Source organism: Paenarthrobacter sp. NPDC089675, assembly GCF_044749185.1.
Classification (GTDB): Bacteria; Actinomycetota; Actinomycetes; order Actinomycetales; family Micrococcaceae; genus Arthrobacter.
On sequence record NZ_JBIVHM010000006.1, the window covers coordinates 191,836 to 211,644 of the forward strand.

General features: G+C 62.1%; 22 protein-coding genes. 5 read left to right on the forward strand and 17 right to left on the reverse strand.

What is annotated here, in order from left to right:
- Positions 1–38: 38 nt before the first annotated feature.
- Genes ccsB through ACIPY2_RS14640 form a run of 5 tightly spaced genes read right to left on the reverse strand, consistent with a single transcriptional unit; the run spans position 39 to position 4,883 of the window.
- Entirely contained in the window at positions 39–1,100 is a 1,062-nt protein-coding gene (gene ccsB, locus ACIPY2_RS14620; protein ID WP_400267112.1) for a c-type cytochrome biogenesis protein CcsB, read from the reverse strand.
- Positions 1,100–2,836, reverse strand: a complete 1,737-nt coding sequence (locus ACIPY2_RS14625) for a cytochrome c biogenesis protein ResB (RefSeq protein WP_400267113.1) — start codon at positions 2,834–2,836, stop codon at positions 1,100–1,102. Before ACIPY2_RS14625 ends, ccsB begins: the two co-directional genes overlap by 1 nt.
- A complete protein-coding gene (locus ACIPY2_RS14630) occupies positions 2,836–3,591 on the reverse strand; it encodes a cytochrome c biogenesis CcdA family protein (protein WP_400267114.1) in 756 nt (251 codons plus the stop codon). Before ACIPY2_RS14630 ends, ACIPY2_RS14625 begins: the two co-directional genes overlap by 1 nt.
- A gap of 5 nt (positions 3,592–3,596) precedes the next feature.
- Positions 3,597–4,208, reverse strand: coding sequence for a TlpA family protein disulfide reductase (locus ACIPY2_RS14635; protein ID WP_400267115.1), 612 nt, complete (start codon positions 4,206–4,208; stop codon positions 3,597–3,599).
- A gap of 9 nt (positions 4,209–4,217) precedes the next feature.
- Positions 4,218–4,883 carry a histidine phosphatase family protein gene (locus tag ACIPY2_RS14640; protein ID WP_400267116.1) on the reverse strand — a complete coding sequence of 222 codons (666 nt, stop codon included), beginning with the start codon at positions 4,881–4,883 and terminating at the stop codon, positions 4,218–4,220.
- Positions 4,884–5,094: 211 nt separating this feature from the next.
- On the opposite strand from ACIPY2_RS14640, the gene ACIPY2_RS14645 reads away from it, so the two are divergent.
- The 3 genes from ACIPY2_RS14645 (at position 5,095) to ACIPY2_RS14655 (ending at position 7,615) form a co-directional block, all read left to right on the forward strand.
- Positions 5,095–5,646, forward strand: a complete 552-nt coding sequence (locus ACIPY2_RS14645; protein WP_400267216.1) for a YceI family protein — start codon at positions 5,095–5,097, stop codon at positions 5,644–5,646.
- Between the two features lie 172 nt (positions 5,647–5,818).
- Positions 5,819–6,553: a hypothetical protein gene (locus tag ACIPY2_RS14650; RefSeq protein ID WP_400267117.1), complete on the forward strand. Its 735-nt coding sequence runs from the start codon at positions 5,819–5,821 to the stop codon at positions 6,551–6,553.
- A 288-nt stretch (positions 6,554–6,841) separates the two neighbouring features.
- Complete coding sequence (locus ACIPY2_RS14655) at positions 6,842–7,615, forward strand: hypothetical protein (RefSeq protein ID WP_400267118.1); 774 nt, start codon at positions 6,842–6,844, stop codon at positions 7,613–7,615.
- A gap of 41 nt (positions 7,616–7,656) precedes the next feature.
- On the opposite strand, the gene ACIPY2_RS14660 is transcribed toward ACIPY2_RS14655, so the two are convergent.
- Both ACIPY2_RS14660 and ACIPY2_RS14665 read right to left on the reverse strand, forming a co-directional pair.
- Positions 7,657–8,364 (reverse strand): redox-sensing transcriptional repressor Rex, encoded by a 708-nt coding sequence (locus tag ACIPY2_RS14660; RefSeq protein WP_400267119.1) that lies wholly within the window; start codon positions 8,362–8,364, stop codon positions 7,657–7,659.
- A 76-nt stretch (positions 8,365–8,440) separates the two neighbouring features.
- Entirely contained in the window at positions 8,441–8,695 is a 255-nt protein-coding gene (locus tag ACIPY2_RS14665; protein ID WP_400267120.1) for a glutaredoxin family protein, read from the reverse strand.
- 96 nt (positions 8,696–8,791) lie between these two features.
- Here ACIPY2_RS14665 and ACIPY2_RS14670 point away from each other — a divergent pair, with 96 nt between their 5' ends.
- Together ACIPY2_RS14670 and ACIPY2_RS14675 are read left to right on the forward strand one after the other, a co-directional pair.
- A complete protein-coding gene (locus tag ACIPY2_RS14670; RefSeq protein WP_400267121.1) occupies positions 8,792–9,607 on the forward strand; it encodes an HAD family hydrolase in 816 nt (271 codons plus the stop codon).
- Positions 9,608–9,720: 113 nt separating this feature from the next.
- Positions 9,721–10,677: a DUF559 domain-containing protein gene (locus ACIPY2_RS14675; protein WP_400267122.1), complete on the forward strand. Its 957-nt coding sequence runs from the start codon at positions 9,721–9,723 to the stop codon at positions 10,675–10,677.
- Positions 10,678–10,839: 162 nt separating this feature from the next.
- Here the strand turns inward: ACIPY2_RS14675 and ACIPY2_RS14680 are convergent, their stop codons facing one another.
- The 10 genes from ACIPY2_RS14680 to ACIPY2_RS14725 all read right to left on the reverse strand — a co-directional run bounded on the left by ACIPY2_RS14680 (position 10,840) and on the right by ACIPY2_RS14725 (position 19,576).
- The gene (locus ACIPY2_RS14680; RefSeq protein ID WP_003792170.1) at positions 10,840–10,938 is read right to left on the reverse strand and encodes a 30S ribosomal protein bS22; all 99 of its coding nucleotides are present in this window, start codon (positions 10,936–10,938) and stop codon (positions 10,840–10,842) included.
- Between the two features lie 173 nt (positions 10,939–11,111).
- Positions 11,112–11,324, reverse strand: a complete 213-nt coding sequence (locus ACIPY2_RS14685) for a helix-turn-helix domain-containing protein (RefSeq protein ID WP_017199160.1) — start codon at positions 11,322–11,324, stop codon at positions 11,112–11,114.
- Between the two features lie 150 nt (positions 11,325–11,474).
- Complete coding sequence (locus ACIPY2_RS14690; RefSeq protein ID WP_400267123.1) at positions 11,475–12,605, reverse strand: 3-deoxy-7-phosphoheptulonate synthase; 1,131 nt, start codon at positions 12,603–12,605, stop codon at positions 11,475–11,477.
- 220 nt (positions 12,606–12,825) lie between these two features.
- Positions 12,826–13,833 (reverse strand): acetylxylan esterase, encoded by a 1,008-nt coding sequence (locus ACIPY2_RS14695; RefSeq protein ID WP_400267124.1) that lies wholly within the window; start codon positions 13,831–13,833, stop codon positions 12,826–12,828.
- Between the two features lie 73 nt (positions 13,834–13,906).
- Positions 13,907–14,611 (reverse strand): DUF1961 family protein, encoded by a 705-nt coding sequence (locus ACIPY2_RS14700; RefSeq protein ID WP_400267125.1) that lies wholly within the window; start codon positions 14,609–14,611, stop codon positions 13,907–13,909.
- A complete protein-coding gene (locus tag ACIPY2_RS14705; RefSeq protein WP_400267126.1) occupies positions 14,608–15,273 on the reverse strand; it encodes a rhamnogalacturonan acetylesterase in 666 nt (221 codons plus the stop codon). Before ACIPY2_RS14705 ends, ACIPY2_RS14700 begins: the two co-directional genes overlap by 4 nt.
- Before the next feature lie 22 nt (positions 15,274–15,295).
- Positions 15,296–16,168 (reverse strand): carbohydrate ABC transporter permease, encoded by an 873-nt coding sequence (locus ACIPY2_RS14710; protein ID WP_400267127.1) that lies wholly within the window; start codon positions 16,166–16,168, stop codon positions 15,296–15,298.
- Positions 16,168–17,142 carry an ABC transporter permease gene (locus tag ACIPY2_RS14715; RefSeq protein WP_400267128.1) on the reverse strand — a complete coding sequence of 325 codons (975 nt, stop codon included), beginning with the start codon at positions 17,140–17,142 and terminating at the stop codon, positions 16,168–16,170. Before ACIPY2_RS14715 ends, ACIPY2_RS14710 begins: the two co-directional genes overlap by 1 nt.
- Positions 17,139–18,671: an extracellular solute-binding protein gene (locus ACIPY2_RS14720; protein ID WP_400267129.1), complete on the reverse strand. Its 1,533-nt coding sequence runs from the start codon at positions 18,669–18,671 to the stop codon at positions 17,139–17,141. Before ACIPY2_RS14720 ends, ACIPY2_RS14715 begins: the two co-directional genes overlap by 4 nt.
- A gap of 191 nt (positions 18,672–18,862) precedes the next feature.
- On the reverse strand, positions 18,863–19,576 hold the full coding sequence (locus ACIPY2_RS14725) for a YesL family protein (protein WP_400267130.1): 714 nt from the start codon (positions 19,574–19,576) through the stop codon (positions 18,863–18,865).
- Positions 19,577–19,809: the final 233 nt, after the last annotated feature.

Sequence of the window (19,809 nt, forward strand, 5' to 3'; positions counted from 1 at the left end):
ACTCGTTGGAGAAAGCCCAGTTCAGGCCCATGTACGGTTTAGAGACCGGAATATGAATGCAATCCGTTGAAGACGGTATTAACCAGGGTGAAGTTGATGACCACGCATGCGTAGCCCACAATCGACAACCAGGCGGCACGCGTTCCGGTCCATCCGCGGGTGGCACGGGCGTGCAGGTAGCCTGCGTAGACCACCCAGATCACAAAGGTCCATACTTCCTTGGGGTCCCAGCCCCAGAAGCGGCCCCATGCCTTCTCGGCCCAGATGGCACCGAACATCAGCGTGAAGGTCCAGCCCACGAAGGCAACAGTGTTGATCCGGTAGGACAGGTTTTCCAAGCTCAGGGCGTTGGGCACCAGCCGCATGAAGGGAAGGTTGTCGGTACGGCCTGCCGCGAGGTTCTTCTGCCGATGCGACTGCACCAACTGCAGGGCCGACATGGCGAAGGTCAGCGTGAAGAGGGCCGAGGACAGCACCGCGATGGAGACGTGGATGATCAGCCAGTAGCTCTGCAGTGCCGGAACCAAGTGACCTACGGGGGTCCAAAACGCAACGTTGGCAGCCACGAGCATGATGATGGCCAAGCCGATCACGAATGTGCCCAGGAAACGGAGGTCGCGGCGGATCAGGGCAACCAGGAACACAGCCACAGCGACGAACGCACCCGTGGTCAGGAACTCGTACATGTTGCCCCACGGCACACGACCTGCGCCTATTGCACGCGTCACAACGCCGGCTGCGTGGATCAGCACGCCCAGGATGCTCAGTGCCACGCCCACTCGGGCGGCCGCCCGGCGTTCGCCTGCGTACTTCATGTCGCCTGCCGCCGTTGACACCGCAGAGGTAGCGCCCGACGTCGGACGCTCACCACGGTCCGCGGGCCCGGCAGCGTCGGAGGCGCCCAGGCCAACCCGCCCGGCCGCCACGGTGACCCGTTCGGTCGTGGAGCTCGCTGCCGCCTTCAGATCCACGGCGCGCAAGGTCTTGCTGCTCTTGGCCAGGTCCCAGAGGAAAGCAAGGAACGCAATGGTGTACGTGCCGGCGGCCAACAGCATGAAGAGCTCGCTGTACTGGCCCAGTGTTTCGTTGATAGCGGGCATTACTTGTCCTTCGGGGTTGTGGAAGAGACGGAGTCTGGTGAGTGAGTCCGGTCAGGACCGGGTTGCGCTTCCGCCGCGTCTGCAGGGAGCTGCCATTCCTTGGCGAACAACTCCCGCAAGGCGGCGGCTTCGCCGGCCAAGCGGTGGTCTTCGCCGCGGGCCAGCAGGCCGTACTCCACCATGGTGCGGCCGTCCTGGTGGGTTCCGGTGCGGACCCATACGCGGCGGCGGCTGATGTAGAGGGAGGTGACGAGTCCCGCGACGGCCAGCAGTCCGAAGATCAGGGCATACAGCTGGCCGGGGTTGTGGTGGATGTCCACGCCGACGTACTTCTTGACGCTGTCAAAGGTGATGCTGCCCTTGCCTTCAGGCAGGGTTGTGGTCTGTCCCAGGGCCAGCACGATGCCACCGGCATCGAGCTTTCGGCCGTTGAGCTGGGTCAGGTTCTTCACATCCAGCTCAAAAACGTTCTGCGGAGTTCCCTTGTCGAGGCCCAGATCGCCGTAATACGAGTCCAGGTTCAACTGCGGATTGGCCAGCGCAGGGTCGGCGCTGAACGAGATCCCCTGTTCAGTCTGGAAAGCCGTAGGCAGGAAGAAGCCAACAAAGCCAAGCTGGTCCGGCTTGCCATCCGGAACCTTGATCACCACTGAAGAGTAGTAGTTGTCTCCCTGCAGCTTTGCAACAACCGGACCTTGGAACGACACGTTGCCGTTACCGTCACGGACCGTGACAACGGGTGCGTAGCCGTTACCGGTGAGGTACATGCTGGTGCCGCCCAGTGAGATGGGGTCGTTGACCTTGAGCGTCTCCTTCTTCTCCGGAGCGTCAGGGTTCTCCTTGGTGGTGACGTCAGCAGTGAAGTCGATCGGCTGGCCGGTCTTCTTGGGCGACTCACGATCGAACGTCGCCTGGAACTTGTCCAAGCGGACGGAATACGGCTGCAGCCATGCGCTCTGGAAATTGGTTCCCGGCGAGAACTGGTCGTAGCCCACCAAGGTGTTCACGAAGGTCTCGCCCTCAACCAGGATCCGCTGGCCGCTGTAGCCGAACAGGCCACCGATGGCCACGGACACCAGTACGCCGATCAGCGAAGTATGGAACACCAGGTTCCCGATTTCCTTGGTGAAACCGCGTTCGGCACCAAGGTTCGGAAGGTCGCCGTCGGCGTCCCTGACCTCAACGCGGTAGCCGCGCTTCCTGAGCAGCCCGGCGGCGTCGTCAATGGCCTTCGACGCCGGGACGCCGGCGTCGGCGGGCAGTACCAGCGTGCCGTACTCCGGCAGCCGGGACAGTCGCTTGGGTGTCCGCGGCGGCTGCGACTTCATGGCCTTGTAGTGCGCGATCGCCCGCGGAGTAACACAGCCGATGAGCGAGATGAAGAGCAGCAGGTAGATGGCCGAGAACCAAGCCGACGAGTAGACGTCGTAAAGCTGCAGGGCGTCGAGGATCTGGCCGTAATCAGGGTGGTCCTTGATGTACTGCGTGACATTGGCCGGATTCGCGGGACGCTGCGGGAACAACGAGCCCGGCACCGCCGCAATCGCCAGGAGGAGGAGCAGGAACAACGCAGTCCGCATGCTGGTGAGCTGTGTCCATGCCCACCGGAGCATGCCAAGGATGCCCAAGCTCGGCAGCGCGGCCTCGGACTTGGCCTTTTTCAGCTTCTGCTCGCCGGGTTTGCCGGTTTCATTGCCGGTGGCAGCGTTTTTCTTGGACTTCACGGACTCGCTCATCAGATCGGCAACTTCACGTCGGTTTGGAACCAGTACTGCAGCTCAGTCACCCAATGGCCCCACACACCGGTGGCCATCAGGATGCCGAGCAAAATCAAAATGCCGCCACCGATGCGCTGGATCGCAAGGCGGTGGGTGCGGAAGAAGGACATGACTCCCATTCCCCTGCGGACGGCCAACGCAATCAGGAGGAAGGGCACGCCCAGCCCCAGGCTGTAGACAAATGCCAGCAGCGCTCCCTTGGCCGCCGACGATCCGCCGGACAGGCTCAAAAGCTGCACTGCCGAATACGTCGGACCGATACAGGGGGCCCAGCCGAGGCCGAACGTCAGGCCAAGCAACGGCGCGCCCCAGAGGCCTGCCGGTGGTTTGGCGTGGATCTTCGCATCCCGCTGAAGCCACGCGAAGCCACCCATGAACACAACGCCCATGACGATGACCAGGATCCCCAGGACCTGGGTGATCCACGCGTTCTGGCCTCCGCCCACCAGGGTCCCCAGCTGTCCGAAAGCACCGCCCAGCAGAACGAAAATCACTGAGAAGCCCAGGACGAAGAGTCCGATCCCGGCCAGCATGCGGCCGCGCCGCTGCTTCTGGAGGTCGACGCCGGTCAGTCCGGTGACGTAGCCAAGGTAACCGGGCACGAGTGGCAGCACGCACGGCGAAAGGAAGGAGACGAGGCCCGCCAGCAGCGCAACGGGCACTGCGAGAAGCAGTGATCCGTTGAGGATGGTCTCGGCGAAAGGACTGTTCATGATGCCTACTCCGCCACGGCGGAGGTGATGAGAGCCTTCAGGGTGCTTTTCTCGATCTCGCCGAGCACGCGGGAGGCCACTTTTCCGTCCTTGTCCAGGACCAGCGTGGTGGGCACGGCGTTGGGCGGAACAATCCCGGACACGGACAGCAGTACCGCGCCGTCCTTGTCATTGAAGCTCGGGTAGGTGAGGTTGAAGCTCTTGTCGAATGCCTCGGCCGTGGCCTTCTCGTCACGGAGGTTGACGCCGAAGAACTGCACGCCCTGGTCCTTGAACTCCTGGTGCAAAGCCTCCAGCTGGGGAGCCTCCACACGGCAGGGAGCACACGCGGCAAACCAAAAGTTCAGGACGGTGACTTTCCCTTTGAGGACGTCCGGAGTGACAGCAGTCCCGTCGAAGAGGGTTCCCTTGAGCGCTACGGGCGCACCACGCTCGGCTTTGGCGAACTCGGTGACGGAGCCGTCACCTGCAACGTAGTTCTTGTTGTCACCCTTGCGGGCCTGGTCCGCCAAGGAATCAGGCTGTCCGCCGCAGGCCGAAAGTCCAACGGTAAGGCCCGCCAGGAGGAGGCCACCGGCAGTGAGCGCGCCGCGGCGCGAGAGGTTGTTCTTATCCATAGGTGTCTTTCACGCTCCCGGGGTGCTGGCGGCACCGGGCAGGAGTACGGCAGCAGGTTCGCTGTAGTCCACCCGCGCCACCTTGCCGTCGTCGTCGAAGACCAACGACGTTAGGGAGGTCAGGGTGCACTCGCGCTTGCGCGGATCGTGCGCGAGGCGGCGGCCCTCGGCGGACAGGCGGGTGGCCCAGATCGGCAACTGGTGGCTGACCAGGATGGCTTCGGCGCCGTCTCCGCCCAGTTCGATGGCCTTCAGGCGGGCGTCCTGCACTGCTGCGATAACGCGTGCCGCCTGCTCCTTGTAGGGCTCGCCCCACGAAGGACGCAGCGGGTTCCGGAAGTAGTACCAGTGCTTGGGTTTCAAAAATTCGCTGCGCTTGGGGTGGAGCCCCTCAAAGTGGTTTTCCGCCTCGATGATCCGGGGATCAGTGGTGATCTCCAGGCCCAGCGCCGCGGCCGTCGGCATGGCGGTTTCCTGCGCGCGCGTCAGGGGCGAGGCCACCAGGTGAACGATTTTTGCCCCCTCGTTGGCACGGGCCGCAAAGTGATCCGCCAACATGCGGGCCATCTCGCGCCCCCTCTCGGAGAGGTGGAATTCAGGCAGCCGGCCATACAGGACGCCATCGGGGTTATGGACTTCGCCATGGCGGAGCAGATGGACAGTTGCGTGGGGCATGTTTACCAGTTTCTCAAAGAAGCGGGGCGATCTGAAATCTTCTACCGCAAGTAGAACTCAAAGTTTTTACGAAATGTTCCGCGGGGTTGGAATAAAAGATGCATATGCATGTTTATACTAGTCACGAAGCTCGGTTGACGCTTCAAGTAACAAGTACCTTTCGACCGGGCAAGCACCAAGTCCTTCCACTACCCAAAGGAGCACCACCATGATGACCCTCCCCGCCAACGTCACTACCGGCACCTGGATCCTCGACAACTCCCACAGCGAAATCGCGTTCACCGTCCGCCACGCCGGCATCAGCAAGGTCCGCGGCCAGTTCAAGGAAGCCGAAGCCACCCTCGAGGTCGGCGAAACCCTGACCGACTCCAAGGTCACCGCCACCATCAAGACCGCCAGCTTCGACTCCGGCGACGTCAACCGCGACGGCCACGTCAAGGGCGAAGACTTCTTCGACGTGGAGAAGTTCCCGGAGATCACCTTCGTCTCCCGCCACGTCAAGGCCAACGGTGACGGCTTCGACCTCGTGGGCGATCTCACCATCAAGGGCGTGACCAAGGAAGTTGCCATCGAGACCGAGTTCAACGGTGTCGCCGTGGATCCGTTCGGCAACACCCGCGCCGGCGTCTCCGGCGAAACCACCATCAGCCGCAAGGAGTTCGGCCTGACCTGGAACGCAGTACTCGAAGCAGGTGGCGTCCTGGTCAGCGACAAGGTTGCCATCAACCTCGAGCTCGCCTTCATCGCACCGGCAGCTGCTTAGTCCTGCCGACGGCGCTCCACGGACGGCGCCCCTGCACACCATGGCTGTGCAGGGGCGCCGTTTCGCGTATTGGGAAGTCACCCGCCGATTGTTCGGCACGGACCCGGTATGAGGCTGCGAGTTCGCTCCGAATTTCCTATGTTTCCTTCAACCTGCGGTCTAAAGTGATGCCATGAGTAACCCAGACGAAGCACCACAGCCACAGCAGCCCGGCGCCCAGCCACCGCAGCCCGGCAATGTTCCTCCTGCGGGTTACCAGCCTCCGCAGGGATACCAACCTCCCCAGGGCTACCAGCCGCCATCGCAGCCCGGTCAATATCCCCAGCAGGGCCAATACTCCCAGCCCGGCCCCGGACAACCGGCGCCCGGCCAGCCCGCACCAGGGCAACCGGCGCCCGGTCAGCCGGGTGGCTTCCACTTTGAGATGCCCACCGACGGACCGCGCAGCTTCAACGACGTCCTGCCCCAAGGCGGCTTTTCCGGCATCTTCAAGACCCAAGGGCTGCCCACCGAGTTGAAGGTGTCCTACTTCATCTGGGTTATCTCGGGTCTGCTTGGCCTCCTGTTCGGGCTCATTGCCTTCTTTGCGCTCATCGCGGCTTTTGCCTTTGCACCCGGGTTAGCGGCATTTGCCTTGGTCCTGCTGCTCATCAGCCTCGCAGTAGCAGCTGCGCAAGTGATCCTGGCCATGAAAATGAAGGAAGGCAAGGAGTGGGCACGCCTGGCCCTCACAGTCCTCGCTGCCGTCTCCCTGCTCCTGGCTGTCTTCGGCTCCATCAACATGGGCGGCCCCAGTGCAGGCCTCGGCAGTAACTGGTTCGGCTTCACGGTGAGCCTCGTCGCCGTCGTCCTGATGTGGCTGCCCAACTCCCAACTCTGGTTCAAGGCAGTCAAAGGCACCGCGTAACCCAAAACCCGATGTGCCGCCGTCGGGCCTCCGGAATCGGCGCACGCTTCGCGGCTTGAAGGCCGCGGCAGTCCCTCCAGGACCGCCGCGGCCTTCATCATCAAGGAGTACTTCCACCGGGCGGAGCGTACTCCCTCGTGATGATTTATCCACATGGAGGAATTTCCTGCGTGTGATCGTCCGCGCCGCCGGATCGTGGGGGTACGGTGGACTCAGAACCATGCTGGGGGCAGGGGTTTACTTGCTGACCCGGTAGCCACACAGCAGTCGAACAAGCAAAGGAATGCCATGAGCAACCCTCCCTACCCGCCCTCCAACCCGGGCGACTCCACTCCGGAGCAGCAGGGTTCACAGTCTTCGACGCCCCAGTACGGGCAGCCCTCAGCCCCGCAGTACGGCCAGCAGTCCCAGCCGCAGGCACCCCAGTACGGACAGCCCGCTGCGCCGCAATACGGCCAGTCCGCGCCGCAGTACGGCCAGCAGGCACCGCAGTACGGGCAGCAGGCTTCTCCTTATGGCCAGTCCGCGCCGCAATACGGGCAGCAGGCACCGCAGTACGGCCAGGACACCAACTGGCCGAGCCAGCAGCCGGGTCCCAGCCGGGTTCCGCAGCTGGTCAACATCTCGTTCTGGATGATCCTGGCAGCAGGCGTCCTGACCCTGATCGGCATCCCGCTGACCATCGCGTTGCTCAACTCCAGCGAAGGCCAGGCCATGATCCAGCAGGCCCTTGATGGTCAGGGCTCACGGAGCTCCGACATCTCGGTCAGCAGCATTGTTGGTGTGGCCATCACGTTCGTGGTCATCATTTCCCTGATCATGGCCGGGCTTTATGCTTTGGTCGCTTTCAAAGTGCGCCAAGGCAAGAACTGGGCCCGGATCCTTGGCACCGTCCTGGCTGCGATCTCCCTCCTGGGCCTCTCGCAGATCGGCGTTGGCACCATCACCATCCTGCTGGGCGTGGCAGCGATCGTCCTGCTGTACTTGCCGGCGTCGGCTCCGTACTTCCGCAAGCAGCAGGCTTTCGGAAACCCGTACCAGAACCCTTACAACGGCCGCTAGGCCGGAACCCGAACCATCAGCGGGCGCGGACCCGGCGAAGGCTAAACAGCCTGGCCCGGTGTCTGCGCCCGTTGTGCGTGGTAGGCCAGGATCTGAAGCTCAGTGGCCATATCCACTTTGCGGAGGTTGACGTGCGGCGGCACCTGCAAGAGCACCGGCGCAAAGCTGAGGATGCTGCGGATCCCGGCTGCGATCACGCGGTCACAGACCTCTTGGGCCACCGTTGCCGGGAGGGCAAGAACCACCATGTTGGCATGGGTACGTTCCAGGACACGTTCAAGTTCCGCTGAGTCGCTGACCCGGAGCCAGCCCACCTCGTTCCCGATCACCATGGGGTCAGCATCGAAGATTGCCACAACGTCGAAGCCCCTGGACTCGAAGCCGCCATAGCGGGCCAGGGCCTTGCCCAAGTTTCCGGCCCCGACTATCGCTACTTTCCAGTCGTGGGTCAGCCCCAGGGCAGCAGCGATGTGGCGGCTCAGGTTTTGGACTTCATAGCCCACGCCGCGCGTTCCATAGGAGCCCACGTAGGAGAGGTCCTTGCGCAGGGTGGAGGAACTGACCCCCGAGGCCTCGGCCAGGGCATCCGACGAAACCCGTTCGACCCCCTCGGCCAGGAGCGAGTTGAGCGCGCGCAAATAGAGGGTCATCCGGGCCACAGCCGCGGGCGGGATCTGCTTGGCGGCAGCTTGGTTGTCCCCGGTTGTTGCTTCCGGGGACGGTTCCAGCGCAGTCACGGTATTCTCCATTGCGTCGCTTGTTGTTCCACTCTAGGACCCTTCGCCGGGGTCAACAAAAAGCGGTTGCTTCCGGAGTGCGGACCGTTCAGCCTTCCAGCGCTTTCTTCAAAATGCGGGTCAAACGCTGCTCGTCGATGGTCCAGAAATCCCGCTGCACGCCGTCCACCAGCACCACCGGAATCTCTTCCGCGTACCGCTCCTGGAGGCCCGGGTCGCCGTCGATCGCCTGCTCGGTCCACTGCACCCCCAGCCCGGAGGCAACACGTTCGACGGCGGCACGCGCCTCCGTGCACAGGTGGCAGTCAGCTTTGGTGAGGAGAACGACGTCGGGAATCGGCATGTCTCAACGGTAACCGCATCATCCCTCCCTCACCTCCCTCCCCCGGCTTTCGTACGGTCTCAGCAGGGAACCACCCACATTGACTAGACTCAAGGCATGCCCGAGGAGAAGAACGCCGCTGTGCTCGCTCACGCCAAGGCGCCGCAGCACATCGGCGAAGCAGCCTTCTTCGACGTGGACAACACCCTCATGAAGGGTGCCAGCCTCTTTCACGTGGCCCGCAAAATGTACGAACGCAAAGCCTTCACGCTCTCGCAGGCTGCGGGGTTCGCGTGGAAGCAGTTCAAGTTCGTCATGCGCGGCGAGAACATGGAAGACGTCCACTCGGTGCGCGATTCAGCCCTGACTCTCGCTGCCGGCATTTCCGTGGACGACATCAAGGCCCTGGGCGAGGAGGTCTACGACGAAATGATCGAGTCGCGGATCTGGCCGGGCACCAAAGCCCTCGCGGAGCAGCATCTACGGGTGGGCAGGAAGGTGTGGCTCGTTACCGCCACACCGATCGAGGTGGCCACCGTCATCTCCACCAGGCTAGGGCTTAGCGGTGCACTGGGCACCGTTGGCGAGGTGGAAGATGGCATGTACACCGGCCGCTTGGTCGGCGACATCCTCCACGGCCCGGCAAAAGCTGTGGCCGTGCAACTGGTGGCCGAACGTGAAGGCCTGGACCTGGACCACTGCTGGGCCTATAGCGACTCCGCCAACGACATCCCATTGTTGACGATGGTGGGACATCCTGTGGTCATCAATCCTGACTCGCGCCTGCGTAGGCACGCCCGGGATAACAACTGGCCGGTTTACGACTTCCGTTCCGGCCGCCGCGCAGCAACGCTCGGGCTCAAGGCAGCCACGGTCGGCGGCGCTATCTACGGACTCTGGCGGGGATTCAGCCGCTTCCGTAGCCCCCGCTGATCCTCACTCACATCCCACCCGCCTACTCGCGTTCCTCGCTCACATGAGGATCAACCGCCAGGACCTGTGGATAACTTCTGCGCCGTTAGGGTCTTTGCGGCAACAATGCCTTCATGGAAAAGCCTTCTGTGATTACGTCCGAGCTACCATCCGCCCCCTTCACGTTGCACGAAGCCAGGGCAATGGGCCTGCACCAAAAACAGCTTTGGCGTCGGCAAGACGTCGATCCAGTCAGCAGGGGTCTTTATCGTCCTGCGGAATGGGACTTTGATCTTTCATCGGCGGCTCGCTCATTGGCTTCCGCCACTCCGGGCGCTTGGATCTCCCACGTGACGGCCGCGAGACTCCACGGCCTGGTCCTTCCGGCCTGGTTGGCCGATTCGAATGAGCTCCACCTGAGCAAGCCAAGAAAGTTGCCGTCGGTCCGCCGCAAGGGAGTGTCGGGGCACACCGTTCTGGTCTTCGACGGCGAGGTAGAGGATGTCGAGGGCGTCCGTATGACTACGCGTTCCCGCACTTGGCTGGATTTGGCCAGTCTGCTACCCCTGTATGACCTTGTCTGCATGGGCGACCAATTGATCCGTCACCCGCGGCCCGAATTTGAGGGACGGACAACGCCCTTCAGTACCCTCCCGGATCTTCAGGCAATGTTGCAGCTTCACAGGAACCGCCAAGGCGTGGTCCGGGCACGGGAGGCCTGCGATCTGATGCGCGTCGGCTCCGACTCTGCACAAGAATCGCTCCTTCGCCTTGCAATGCTCGACGCCGGCCTCCCGGAGCCGGACCTCCAGATCAAGCTACGGCCGGAGGATCCGTTCTCGCCGACGGCCGACCTGGGTTTCAGGTCACGGCGGCTCGCAATACAGTACGACGGCGGCCATCACCTGGAAGAGGAGCAGATCTTCAGCGATCTGCGCAGGGACAAAGCCTTCAGAGCAGCCGGCTGGAATGTTCTGGTGTTCGGGAAAGACGATGCGCGGGACAACTTTTCTTCTGCCACACGGGCCATCAAGAAGGCACTTCGAACGGCCTGGCTGGATCCATCGGTCCGGGCCGGCTTCGCTCGATAGAGAGAGGAACCCGCCAACGGCGGCGGGAAGTGAGAGAGGAACCCGCCAACGGCGGCGGGACGTGAGAGAGGAACCCGCCAACGGCGGCGGGACGTGAGAGAGGATGCAAAAATGCCCGCCGCCTTGTGCAGGCAACGGGCATTCACGCTTGGTGAAGTATTTCTACTTCTTATTGCGGCGCTGGTGGCGAGTCTTGCGAAGCAGCTTGCGGTGCTTCTTCTTGGCCATACGCTTGCGGCGCTTCTTGATAACTGAACCCACGAAAGTTCCTTACAAACTAGATGAAGGTCCTGTCTGTTGGAACGGATCCGCGGACAAAGCTGCAGACAGTACAACTGACAGATTCTTACAATGACGTAAAACGTTCCTTAACAGGGTACCGCTTCACAGGGGCACCCAATGACCATCAACCGCAGAGCGGACTTCTGCAGGCCTTAGGCGGTCTCCGATTGCCCGTCCACAACAGCACCCTTGAGGTACTGGGCAACGGCCTCCTCAGGAACCCGGAAGGACCGGCCGAACCTGACGGCGGGCATTTCCCCGGAGTGAACCAATCGGTACACGGTCATTTTGGAAACACGCAAGACGTCGGCCACTTCAGCCACCGTCATGAAACGCGCATTCGAGAAGTTAGTCTCTGCGGACATTTCCCATATTCCTTTGCTCTCAGACAGTAGGACACCCCCAGTAGAACGGTGTGCCGATGCTGAGCCATCAAACAACCATGTGCTAGATACTCTAGAGGCTGATGGGGCCAATGTGAAAGCACTTGGGAAAAGTGGGATCGTACTTTCCGCCTACTCCCCCGTAGCGAGCCGGCGCTTCCGAGCCGAGGCCGCGAGTTGCTCCAGGACCGAGGCCGTGACGTCCCACTCCATGCAGGCATCCGTGACGCTCTGCCCGTAAACAAGTTCCTGTTCACCCGAGTGTTGCTTGGAAACGTCCAGGTTCTGGGCTCCCCCCACCAGGAAGCTCTCCAGCATGACTCCGGCAATGGGCGAGGTGGCGCCGGCCTCGAGCTGAGCACCGATCTCGAGGGCAACTTCCGCCTGCCGGTGGTGGCTCTTGCCGCTGTTTGCGTGGCTCGCGTCCACGATCAACCGTGGGTTGAGGCCCTTGCCCGCGAGCAGGGACGAAGCTGCGGCTACGTCTGCTTCGGAGTAGTTCGGACCCTTGCGCCCACCGCGCAGAATCACGTGGGTGTCAGGGTTTCCCGCCGTCGCAACCAAAGCCGCGCGGCCGTCGTCGTCGATCCCCAGGAAGGCTTGCCCGGCAGCGGCGGCGCCACACGCATCGATGGCCACCTGCAGGTCCCCGTCGGTCCCGTTCTTGAAGCCGATGGGCATGGAAAGACCCGATGCGAGCTGGCGGTGGATCTGGCTCTCGGTGGTGCGGGCTCCAATTGCACCCCAGGAAACGAGGTCTGCCACGTACTGCGGGCTGATGGGCTCGAGGAACTCTGTAGCGGTGGGAAGTCCCAGCGCGGTGACTTGCTTCAGGAATCCACGGGCCGCGCGCAGCCCGGCGGCGATGTCGTGGCTGCCGTCCAGGTGCGGATCGTTGATGAGCCCCTTCCAGCCGACGGTGGTGCGCGGCTTCTCGAAGTAGGTCCGCATGACGATCAGCAGGTCTTCCTTGTGCTTCTCCGCCTGGCTGACCAGTCGGCGGGCGTATTCGAGGCCTGCCTTGGGATCGTGGATGGAGCATGGGCCCACGATGACCAGGAGCCGGTCGTCAAGACCGTCCATAATGGCGCGCACTTCGTCACGGCCACGGTCGACGACGGCGGCCGAGCGGGCGTCCAGCGGCAGCTCCGCGATGAGGTCCTGCGGCGCAGGAAGCGGCTCGAAGCGGGCTACGCGCAGGTTGGAGGTTGCGGGCTGGGCGTTGTCCGATGTCAAAGAAGATTCGGGGGCGATGCTGGTCATTTTCTGGGTCCTGTCCGGGATGCGGAGCGGGCCCCTTGTCAGAACCCGCCGGATATGGCGAAGGGCAGAGAATGATCTCTGCCCTGTTGGCTCTGAAGGAATGTTGGATGCGTGTCAGTTAGACGCGGGCCCCTCCAGAGCCAACGAAAAATACGCATACCAACGCTTAGTCATAGCCACACCATAGCCGCGGCTGATCGGCCCCGGCAAATCGTGTCCGTCATGATGACAAAAGTTTGCGGAGGAACTGCAACTGCTTGATCCAGTGGTGTTCCTGCCCGCCCTCGTGGTTGTTGAAGCGGTACACCTCGATGTCCTTCTCCGGGGATCCGCCCAAAGCGCCGTAATTGTTGTAGCTCGCAAAGACCGTAGACGGCGGGCAGATATCGTCCATCTGCGCAGCGGAGAACAGGGCCGGGACGTTCGCAAAGCGCCCAAGGTGCACCCCGTCGAAATAGTTGAGCACGGCGAGCATGGATTCGTAGCGGTCCCGGTGCCGCCCAAGGAATGATGCGATCTCCGGGTACGGACCTCGGGGTGCGATGTCGATCGCCCGCGGAAAGTCCTGCAGGAAGGGGACGTCCGGCAGCGCGGCGATGACGCCGTCGAGCCTTCCGGCGGTGAGGCCCGCGGCGGCGACCGTGATGCCGCCGCCCTGGCTCACGCCCGTCAGGACAACTTTGGAAGGGTCGACGGCGGGATGCTGCTGTGCCGCTTCGACGGCACGGAATGCGTCCACGTAGACCCGACGGAAATAGTAGTCGTCCTGGTGTCCCGCGCCCCGGGTCATGAGGCCCGCGTAGTTGACCTCGCCGGCCGAGGGATGCGGGTCCGGGGTGTCACCGAATACGCCGCCGTAGCCCTGGCCGCGGGTGTCCATGATGAAGTGGGCGTACCCCGCCTGGGCCCAACGGGTGTTCTGGTTTGCCAACCCGCGGCCGCCTGAGTAGCCGATGTATTCCACTACAACAGGCAAGCGCCGGCCGGGTTCAAGGTGTGCGAGCACGTGCAGCCAACCCTTGATGCGGTGGCCGCCGAAGCCGGAGAACGTGACGTCAAACGTGTCGATGACGGAAAGGTAGTTGTCCACCGGCTCAAAGACCGCATTTAGCGGAAGGGCGCGGGCTTCCGTAAGCGTCCGGTCCCAAAACGCATCAAGGTCGTCCGGCGCGACGGCAGCTGAGGTGTAGTGACGGAGCTGTTCAAGAGGAAGGTCGAAGAGTGGCATTGGTCCGTTCCGGGGTGGGGAGTGGAAATGGGAAGATTTGAGGACATCCTACGTCATGTGCGCGTGGTGCCCGTCACAGAGCTTCAACAATGAGGTTGCGGTAGGCCGCGACGAGCGGCGCCATCTGACGGATTCCGAAGTAACCCCTGCCGAACGGCTCATCGGAAGGATCCCGCCAGTCGAACAAATCCAGTCCATTGATGGAGAAGGCCACCCGCGGTCCATCCTTAATGACGGACATCCTGTAGAAACCGTCGGCGTCCTCGGCGGGCGGGAGCGGATCAGCGCCTTGGGCCACGAGTTCGAATCCGGCACTCTTACGCAGGTTGCACGTCCGGAATGCCCGCTCGGAAGCGTACTTGTGGCGGAAGTAGGAGACGTGGAGCGCGTCCATGTCACCTGAGTGGTACTGCGGGTAGAAACCTGTCCGCGGCGACAAGGCCGCAGAGAAGAGGTCCTCTCCACCGTGGCCGCGCGCCGCGAAGAACACCATGGCCAGGCCCGGTTCCTTGATGGGCTTGAATTCCCATGAAATACGGATGTGGTCCGGCAACTCGTGGGGGCACCACAGTGTCCAGTGGGCTTGGTCGCCGAGTTCCTCCGGATCCAGCGCCCCGGAGAGCAGCAGCGCCGGGCCGCCGTCGTAAGCCGGCCCGCCGTCGTAAGCCGGCCCGCCGTCGTAAGTTCCAAAGCGGACCGGACCCTCCGCAATCCAGTAGGTGACGTCTCCGGGCCCGCGGAGCTGGTTGGTGTAGATGGTGGCGGTATCGACGCTCAAGGCTGCACCGCCGTTGTCACCCGCAGGCCAAGTACAAGCGTTTCGAGCTCCCGCGACACGTGCGCAGCGATCAACCGCGCGCCGTTCTCGTGGAAGTGCGTATTGTCCTCCAGGCCGCCCACCCAATGCGCATGCTCCCCCGGAGCGAAGTGGAAGAACAACTCCTTGGACCTTCCCTCCCCAAGTTCGAGATACAGCGCCCGGGTCCACTGGTTGAGGTCGATGACCTCCAGTCCCAACTGGCCGCCAAGGTCACGCACGACGGCGGGATACTCACCAAGCGTCTCCAGCGGAATCCCGCCGGAGAAGTGCCGGCGTTCCACCGGGGTGCACAGGATCGGCACGCCGCCCTTGGAGCGCACGTCGGCAACCATGCGCCGGAGGTTCTCCGCGTAGCCGGTCCGCGCCGTCAGGTGTTCGCGCTTTTGGTCGTTGTGTCCGAACTGGATGAGAATTACGTCGCCTTGGACCGCCTGGTGCAAGAGCTCCTGCCAGCGGCCCTCCTCGCGGAACGACTCGGTGGTGGCGCCGCCCTTGGCGTAATTGTGGACGGCGGCCCACCGGTAGGTCTCGGGAGCCAGGTGGGCTCCCCAACCGCTCATGGGGTATTCGTAGCTAGGGCAGCCCGCCACGGTTGAGTCGCCCGCGAGGAGGATTTTCATGGTTTGTCCTTTGACATGTGCGTCAGCCCTTGACGGAGCCGATCAGCATTCCTTTGGCGAAGTGCTTCTGAAGGAAGGGGTAGAAGATGAGGATGGGAAGGGTGGCCACGACGATCACCGCGAACTTCACCCCTTGCTCCGGCGGGATGTAGGTGGGATCCACGTTGCCTGTCCCCAGGAGGTCGGACGCGGCGGTCACCTGCCGGAGGTACATCTGCAGGGTCCACATGTTGTTGTCGCTGAGGTAGAGCAACGGGGACATGAAGTCGTTCCAGATGCCCACGGCGTAGAACAGGGCAAATGTTGCCAGCACCGGCTTGGACAAGGGCAGGAGGATGCGCCAAAGGATGCCGATCTCCGTGGCGCCGTCCATCTTGGCCGATTCCTCCAGCTCCGCGGGGAGCTCCTGGAAGAAGTTCTTGATGATAATCAGGCTGAAGGGATTGATCGCGGCCGGCAGGATCAGCGCCCAGTAGGTGTTGAGCAGGCCGAGGTCCTTGACCAGCAGGAACGTGGGAATCATGCCGCCGGAGAACACCATGGCGAAGACCACGAGGGAGAGGATCAGTTTCCGGCCCCGAAGGCCGCGCTTTGCCAGCGGATAGGCCATGGTTACAGTGAGCAGCAGCTGGATCAGCGTGCCAACCAAAGTGACCAGGACAGTGGTGAGCAGCGCCTTGGTGAACGCCGGCGTCGAGAAGATGTATTGGTAGGAACCGAACGTGAACTGCTCCGGCCAGATGAAGAACGGGCGCCGGGTGATCTCGGCTTCCGTGGCGAACGAGCCTGCCATGACGTACACGAACGGCAGCAAGGTGATGAGGCCGATCAGGGCAAGGAACACATAATTGGCAGCGTCGAAAATCCGGCCGCCCCGGGTGTTATGGATCTTCATTAGAACAGTCCGCTCTGGTTGAACCGCTTGGACAGCCAGTTGGTGCCGAAGATCAGCACGATGCCCACCAAGGATTTGAAGAGCCCGACGGCGGTGCTGTAGCTGTAGGCGCCTTGGGTGATGCCCACGAAGTAGACGTAGGTATCGAAGACGTCGGCCACGTTGCGGTTGAGTGCGTTGGTCATGAGGTAGATCTGCTCAAAGCCGGTGTTGAGCATCTGTCCGATGGCCAGGATGAGCATCACGATGATCGTGGAACGGATTCCAGGCAGGGTGATGTGCCAGACCCTGCGGAACCTGCCGGCGCCGTCGATGATCGCGGCCTCGTACTGGTCCTGGTCAACGGTGGCCAGCGCGGCGAGGAAGATGATGGTCCCCCAGCCGGTGTTCTTCCAGATTTCCTGGAGCACGATCAGCGGCCTGAACCAGTTGGGATCGGACAGGAAATCGACGTGCGTTCCCAGGAGCCCGTTGATCAACTGGAACAGCGGCCCGATGTCCAGGGCGAACAAAAGGAAGCTCAGCGAAGCAACGATCGTCCACGACAGGAAGTGCGGAATGTACACGAGTGTCTGGACAGTCCGTTTCAGGATGGACAGCCGGACCTCATTGAGCAGCAATGCCAGCACGATGGTCAGGGGGAAGGCGATGCCCAAGTTCAGGAAGGCCAGGATCAGCGTGTTACCAAGCAGCCGGGGAAAATCGGGGTTCGCGAAAAAGTCCGTGAAGTTGGAGAAACCTACCCATGGGCTGCCGTTGACGCCCAGGAATGGAACGTAATCCTTGAACGCTATGGACACCCCGTACATGGGTCCGTACCGGAAAATCGCGAAGTACAGCACTCCCGGCAGCATGAGCAGATAGAGCCACTTGTAGTGCGCAAAGTGGACAGCGAAACCACGCCGCCGCGCCCGGGCGAGCGGCTGGGTGGCCGCCCGCTCCGGAGCTTTGGCCTCAACAACCGGCGCTGTCACTTCTTGTTTTCCTGCCAGAGCTTGTTAATTTCTTCCTTGACCTTGTCACCGCCGCTGGTGTTCCACAGCTTGATGGCGTCCTTCAGGCCTTGCTCGTCGATCTGGCCGGCAAGGTACTTGATACGGGCATCGGCAACGATGTTGTCCAACTGGGCACCCTTGGCAACGTAGGTGGGCGAAACGAAGGGGGCCGCTGGGTTGTAAACGGCGCTCTTGATGTCCTCAGCCATGACTTTCACGCGGTCATCGAAGACCTTTTGCTCGTACTCTGAGGGCTGTTTGACGGCGTAGAAGTTGTTGCCGGTGACGTTGGTCCCCAGTTGCGCGTAGCTCTTGATGTCGGTGTTGACCACTTTGCCTTCGGGGGTCTCCGGCTTGATGGTTGCGGCGAGGTTGTCTTGCACCGTGAAGTTGACGCCCTCGATGCCGTTGTTCAACAACACGGCAACTTCCTTGCTGTTCATTTTGTCCAGGAACTGCAGGACGTTCTTGAGGTCAGCCTCGGTGCGGACGCTCGACTTGGGAATGGCGAGGAAGCCCGAGTAGCCGTCGGTCGGGTGAGCGTGAAGTTCGCCGTCGGGCCCTTTGAGGCTGCCCACAAAGCCCACCTTATTTTGGAAATCGTTGGGGTTGGCCTGCTTGAAGAGGTTGATCAGCACGCTGGCCCGGGAGTCGACATCCACGATGATGCCGCCCTTGCCGTTGAAGAACGGCTCGTTCCACTTGGTGGAGTCGAACGTGGCGAAGTCCGGGTTGATGAGCTTCTCGTCCACCATCTTCTTGATGAACCGGTCGGCCTCCAGGAACTCGTCCGTCTCGAAGCTCGGGATCAGCTTGCCGTCACGCTCGGTCCAGCGGTTGCCGGCGCCGAACCATGTTTCGATCATGTCGTAGGGGCTGTTGGTACCCAGCGCACCCCACTTGGGAATGGTGATGCCGTAGGTGTCGTTCCGGCCGTTGCCGTCGGGATCCTGCTCGGTAAAGGCCTTGGCCACTTTGTATAGGTCTTCGACCGTCTCCGGCGCCTTCAGGCCAAGCTTGTCCAGCCAATCCTGGCGGAACATCACTGCGGCACGGATCGGATTCCGCGCACGGAAAACACCGTAGACCTTGCCGTTGACGCTCGCGTTCTGTTCCACCTCGGGGAAGCCGGTCTTGAGGTTCGGGTAGTCCTTGAGCTTGTCCGTGAGGTCCCAGAAGGCACCGGCTTGGGCGTTCTTCACGAAGCCGGGCGATTTGCTTTGGACCACCAGCACCTGCGGAATCTCCGAGGATGCCAAGGTGATGTTCATCTTGTCTTCGTAGGAGGAGTTGGGCGTCCACGTGATGTTCACGTCCTTGCCCGTCAGTTCCTCGAGCTTCTTTTGGACTGCGCCGTCCGCAGAGGGCGGCTGCGCTTCCAGGAACGGCGCCATGATGCTGATGCTCTTCATGTCGGCAGCAGGCTGCTCGCCACCGCCACAGGCTGTGAGGGCCAGCGCGGCGGAAACGACGACGGCGGCTGCGAGCGTTGGTTTCTTACGGTTCATGATGTTCCTTTTCCACTTTTTCGGGATCGTTTTCCGTCGGGAAGTTCTGGGGGCCGTGAAACCTTTTGAGTGTCCAAAGGTATTGGCCCAGTGGGTCTTGATACGTTTCACTAACGCTCACGCCGTCGAAGGTCCGGTGGAGGACCAAGTGCTCCTGGACATCGAGCGGAGGATGAGGCGGAAGAGTGGGCTCAGGCAAGGCGGGCCTCCTTGACGGTTCTGGCATCTTGGGCGGGGGCGGTTGTGGATTGCGCCGGGGCTGCGTCCGCGTTCCCGTTGATCGAGGCTGTGGCCATGGCGTCGTCGTTAGCCGTGAAGAACCGGTCACAGAGCCAACCCGTGACGTACAGCCAGGCGCCGACTCCGAAAAAGGGAATCAGGCCAGGGACTGCGCGGCAGGCAAAAATCACGGCAGAGGACACGAACAAGAGGATCGCCGTGCCTGCAAGATGGCGCACGGCAAACCGCGACGACATCAGAAAGTACTGCGGAATGGTCAGTTCATAGCGCGCGAACATGGGGAACAGATGGCAGACCGCACCCGCAGCCAAGAGGGCCGCCAGCAGTATTGCCATGGAGGCTGCCTGCGAACCGAAATCCCACCCCACAGAGAAGAATGCCCAGTTGAGATACAGGGCCGCGGCAATCAGCACCAGCGGCAAGCCGAGGGCATTTCCCTTGGCAAAATTCCTGAAGTACTCGTGGGCAAAGCGCCGTAATAAAGGAACCGAGTCCCCGCGCACTTTCTCGCGGACCAGGATGTGGGCGGCCGCTGTGCTTGGCCCGAACCCGAGCAACACGCCACCCAGCAAGGTGAAGGCGATCCAAAAAATATTGAGGCAGGCGATCCAGAGCAGGTTGTCGAAAAACGTGTAAGCCCGGAAGCCGAAGGCGCCAGACGCCATGATTGCCCCTTTCTCCATCGTTGCAGAATGTGGCCTGGGCAGCTGGCCGAAGATGTTCTCGCGGCCCTCCGCTCCCGAAAAGTGAGTCTTGATCGGTGGGCCACATCACAAAGTAAACGGTTTCACGAAAATCTAGACCGGCCTGAAAGATGAGTCAAGGCCAAACTTGAATCGTTACATTCTGTAGCGGCCGCGCTACACTGGCTGAAGGCTTATCTAGGGAAAGCGCTTGC